The sequence below is a fragment of the Vibrio sp. D420a genome, assembly GCF_030248625.1.
In the GTDB taxonomy this organism is placed as follows: Bacteria; Pseudomonadota; Gammaproteobacteria; order Enterobacterales; family Vibrionaceae; genus Vibrio; species Vibrio fortis_A.
Genome location: NZ_JAHGAN010000091.1, coordinates 1 through 3,497, shown reverse-complemented (window position 1 = coordinate 3,497; position 3,497 = coordinate 1). Strand labels below are relative to the sequence as shown.

The window sequence follows — 3,497 nt, the reverse complement described above, 5'->3', positions numbered from 1 at the left end:
GGAACCCGAGCCATCACCACCGGAGCCTGAACCATCACCGCCGGAGCCTGAACCATTACCACCAGAACCGCCGCCAGTAGGAGGCCTAGGTGCACCTTGCTTACAAGTAAAGGAATAATCATTTCTACTCTTACAACTTGAAGAGAAGTCTGTGAAGTGGTTGGGGTACTGTGCAGCACAGGCGTTACTCTCAGAGGCAACTAAACCAGTCCAAGCAGAACTAGAACAAAAATCGTCTTGCTCACATTTACCTGTTTCAGGATTTACAACTGTATCAGGTGGACACTGTGAAACCTTCCAACCCATAAAAACAGTGCTCATCCTACGGCCACCTTTGAGTTCACATGCAGACTGAGCACGCCAAGTAGGATTGTTTTTGAGAATGACAGCGGTATCTACAATGTCACCATATGAAAAACCCGCTCCCCATTGAGCGTGGCACATGGCGGCGTTGGCCAAGTTCGGAACGCTAAGAAATATGCAGAATAATAAAAGTAACCTATTCAAACCATCTTCCTATTAAGAATTGAGATCAAAAAGGAGGCCGAAGCCCCCTTAACCTTGCATATTTTGAGCTGCTATAAATCCTGCTAAACCGCCCAAAAGAGTAAAAACTATGAGTTGGAGGTCATGCAGAACAAGAAGCATGAGTAACTCTAAACTTTACTAACTGTACGTTTAGCAAGAACAATAGATTTGAACGCCATTGCCACACCTACGATGAGGACGCCAGCTGCAATTACTTTGGCGGTGGTGCCAGAGAGGTCGACAGCCCCCCAGATATCATCAACACCTTCAGCTCGAGCACCGGCAGATGCAACAAGAACCAAAGAACCGACCGCAGCTTGAGTTTTCACTTTGCTTGCGAATTTACGAACAATGTTTAAATGTTTCATATTTATATTTCCTTAAATTAGCCTAATGACGCGTAATGCAGCCTTAACGGCGTAGGTTTGAAGAAAGCCAAATACAAAGACCAGTGCAAAACCACCTGCAAAGTAAGTAGCCATCTCAGTTGAAGTTATTTGCGTATACGCCATCACATATTGGTACTCATCAGCACTCATCATTACGAAACCTGAACATGTTGAAACTTCTAACTCAGGAACAGCAGCAATAAAGCCGTCAGCATTTGGGATAGCGCATACAGGCATAACTAAACCTTTTATTTCATTGAAGATTGAAAGTGTTTTTTGATTTCGTCATCTACTGGAACCAGCTGATTAACGAGAATATCTAGTGGATCATCAGGGTTTGCACCGAAGTTCAATTCATACTCACGATTGGCAACGAATGCGCGGGTACGGATGAGTTCGCGTGCGTAGTTCACATCGATTTTCAACGCTTGCTTGTTGTAGGGAATATCCGTTGAGAACCCGATGCCTGTTTGTTGAAACTTCTCGTTGTCGACTTCTTCCACACCGCGAAGCACGGCCAGTTCCGCGAATTCCATGCCGGATTTAGGGAAACGCTTGATAGAGATACCAGTTATTGTAGGCATATTGTTGACTCCAAAATTTCGATTTTCTTTTTCGTGTATTCGTCAGGTACACCCAACGAGGTTTCAAAGTTGGCGCGTCTGTGGTGAGTTGGAATGAGCATCCCGAACGCTTCACCCAAATCACCCTCAGTCATTGCCACGATTTCAGATAGCGCCTTACCACATTGACGACGAACCCAAGCGATACGAGCGAAGAACTCTAAACCTTCTTTCTTCTTATTCAGCTCCAGTTTCATCGGTTCAGCTGGGTCGATACTGGCCGCGAAGTCACAGATGCCCGCGAACGCAGAAGCAGGCGAGGCGAGGAGTGACAAATCACACTTCTTCAGCTCCACTTCATTGCGATACCAAATCACTTCTGGGTCAGTAATGTTTTGCTCAAACTTCTTGTTATAGACTCGCCAGTAGACCGTTGACGTACGAGAGCCAACGAGAACCGCTTCTTCTGATAACTCGCCAGATTGCGAAACGCGCTTATGAGGAACCATTGTCGGACCACGACCACGAGAAGCAGTGCGAAATGCTCCCTCATAAAAACATTTCTCCGCATACTTACAGTCAAAGATTCCGGTGTAGTCATCGACACACAAATCAAGGCGGGCGAGGCGAGTAATACCCAAAAGCGATAACCACCAATGCACCTTTTTGTGTGGGATGAACTCAAACAACTTCGAACAACCTGTGCCGTTGATTTGGACAAACACCGTGTTGTTGTTGCCGCCGATACCGACCAAGCCACACTCAACCGTTCCCGTTGAATCGTAAATCACCATCGAATCTTCATACCCATGTAGGCCACGGCCACGCATCGGAGATAAGCGAAAGTTGAACACCTTAGCCATGAACTCATCAAACCTATGCGCTAAAACCTTGCTGCATTTGTTACGATGTAACTCCATAGATTTCTCTATGGCTTCTGGTGAGTTAATGCGGCCGTTAACGCTGACTTTCTTAAACTCAGGGAACTGCAAGTTGATAAAGTCTTGGTCATTTGAGTTATCCAACAGGCGTAACGCGCTGTAAGAAAACGAGAAAGCCAAGTGGTCAACTTGTACCGGACGAATCTCATCGTGGTACTTATGAGGTTTTTTAGATGGCATGAAAAACCCCTTTAACCAAAAGTTCCTGATAGTTGTCGTCAGTAATCTCGACAACTTGGAATGAGGTCATACCGTAATGAGTCATTAAGAACTGATAAAACTCATAAGGCGTTTTGAAGAACTCATGACCCCAAGTGAAATAGGCGTTAATGCCATGATTGGGTTCATTGTCGAAGTAGATTGAATCCATGATTAACGACTCACAGCAAAAGACGCTTGAGCTAGAGGCCACGAAGATTTGAGCTGGTCAACAATCTCATTAGCATCAGACAAAGACAGGAACTTACTTTGAAATTGTTGAGCCGTGGTGATCACAAAGCGTTTGCCATTGGCCGTCGTGCCAAAGCCGGCAAAGTAACGAGGGAAACAGCCAGAAACTAAGAGAACATTTACCATAGTGATCACCTTGAAAATTGAAGTTTGACTGAGGTGAAACAGCTCAGTCCTGATTTGTGTGTACTATAAGACACAAAAATCAGGACTGGCAAGACCGCTTTTTGTGGACTGGCGGTATACAATTGAAGGAAATGGAGGGACAACCATGTACCAGAATAAACTGTTAGATGCCTATAAAGAGGCTCAAAACTACATACAAGACAAGCAGATTGCCCATGACTTAGGTCTAAGTCGTCAGAAGATTAGCGCAATCAGAAGCGGAGCTCGTTATCTAACTGAAACAGAAGCACTTTTTATCGCTGAAAAGATCGGTTTAAGTGAAGAAGAAGTTTTAGTGTATTTGGCCGCTGACCGCAGCAAAAATTATAAGGCTCAGCAAGCTTGGCAGAACATCGCAAAAAAGTTTAACGGGCTTAATATGTCAGGTATTTCAATGGCTTGTGGTGGATTAGCGTTATGGATGATGCCTACCCAAGAAGCACTAGCCAACTGCGTATTAT

General features: G+C 44.8%; 7 protein-coding genes and 1 pseudogene. 1 reads left to right on the top strand and 7 read right to left on the bottom strand.

The genetic code is table 11. The annotated features are described in order from the left end of the window. From KI743_RS24425 to KI743_RS24395, 7 genes and pseudogenes are all read right to left on the bottom strand, one after another. Positions 1-321 (bottom strand): annotated as a pseudogene (locus tag KI743_RS24425) (hypothetical protein); the annotation flags it as partial. 335 nt (positions 322-656) lie between these two features. Next, positions 657-896, bottom strand: coding sequence for a phage coat protein (locus KI743_RS24420; RefSeq protein ID WP_285468581.1), 240 nt, complete (start codon positions 894-896; stop codon positions 657-659). Between the two features lie 12 nt (positions 897-908). Then, complete coding sequence (locus KI743_RS24415) at positions 909-1,154, bottom strand: single-stranded DNA-binding protein (protein ID WP_285468580.1); 246 nt, start codon at positions 1,152-1,154, stop codon at positions 909-911. Positions 1,155-1,165: 11 nt separating this feature from the next. Then, the gene (locus tag KI743_RS24410) at positions 1,166-1,501 is read right to left on the bottom strand and encodes a DUF1293 family protein (RefSeq protein WP_285468579.1); all 336 of its coding nucleotides are present in this window, start codon (positions 1,499-1,501) and stop codon (positions 1,166-1,168) included. After that, entirely contained in the window at positions 1,489-2,601 is a 1,113-nt protein-coding gene (locus KI743_RS24405; protein WP_285468578.1) for a replication initiation factor domain-containing protein, read from the bottom strand. Before KI743_RS24405 ends, KI743_RS24410 begins: the two co-directional genes overlap by 13 nt. Continuing rightward, the gene (locus tag KI743_RS24400; RefSeq protein ID WP_032552540.1) at positions 2,591-2,791 is read right to left on the bottom strand and encodes a hypothetical protein; all 201 of its coding nucleotides are present in this window, start codon (positions 2,789-2,791) and stop codon (positions 2,591-2,593) included. Before KI743_RS24400 ends, KI743_RS24405 begins: the two co-directional genes overlap by 11 nt. A 2-nt stretch (positions 2,792-2,793) precedes the next feature. Further along, a complete protein-coding gene (locus KI743_RS24395) occupies positions 2,794-2,997 on the bottom strand; it encodes a hypothetical protein (protein ID WP_285468577.1) in 204 nt (67 codons plus the stop codon). 145 nt (positions 2,998-3,142) lie between these two features. On the opposite strand from KI743_RS24395, the gene KI743_RS24390 reads away from it, so the two are divergent. Further along, a partial coding sequence (locus KI743_RS24390; protein ID WP_285468576.1) for a DUF3693 domain-containing protein occupies positions 3,143-3,497 on the top strand: 355 nt, incomplete at its 3' end.

Coding starts and splice junctions, on each gene's coding strand:
- KI743_RS24420 (WP_285468581.1), bottom strand. CDS start 896: ATGAAACATTTAAACATTGTTCGTAAATTCGCAAGCAAAGTGAAAACT.
- KI743_RS24415 (WP_285468580.1), bottom strand. CDS start 1,154: ATGCCTGTATGCGCTATCCCAAATGCTGACGGCTTTATTGCTGCTGTT.
- KI743_RS24410 (WP_285468579.1), bottom strand. CDS start 1,501: ATGCCTACAATAACTGGTATCTCTATCAAGCGTTTCCCTAAATCCGGC.
- KI743_RS24405 (WP_285468578.1), bottom strand. CDS start 2,601: ATGCCATCTAAAAAACCTCATAAGTACCACGATGAGATTCGTCCGGTA.
- KI743_RS24400 (WP_032552540.1), bottom strand. CDS start 2,791: ATGGATTCAATCTACTTCGACAATGAACCCAATCATGGCATTAACGCC.
- KI743_RS24395 (WP_285468577.1), bottom strand. CDS start 2,997: ATGGTAAATGTTCTCTTAGTTTCTGGCTGTTTCCCTCGTTACTTTGCC.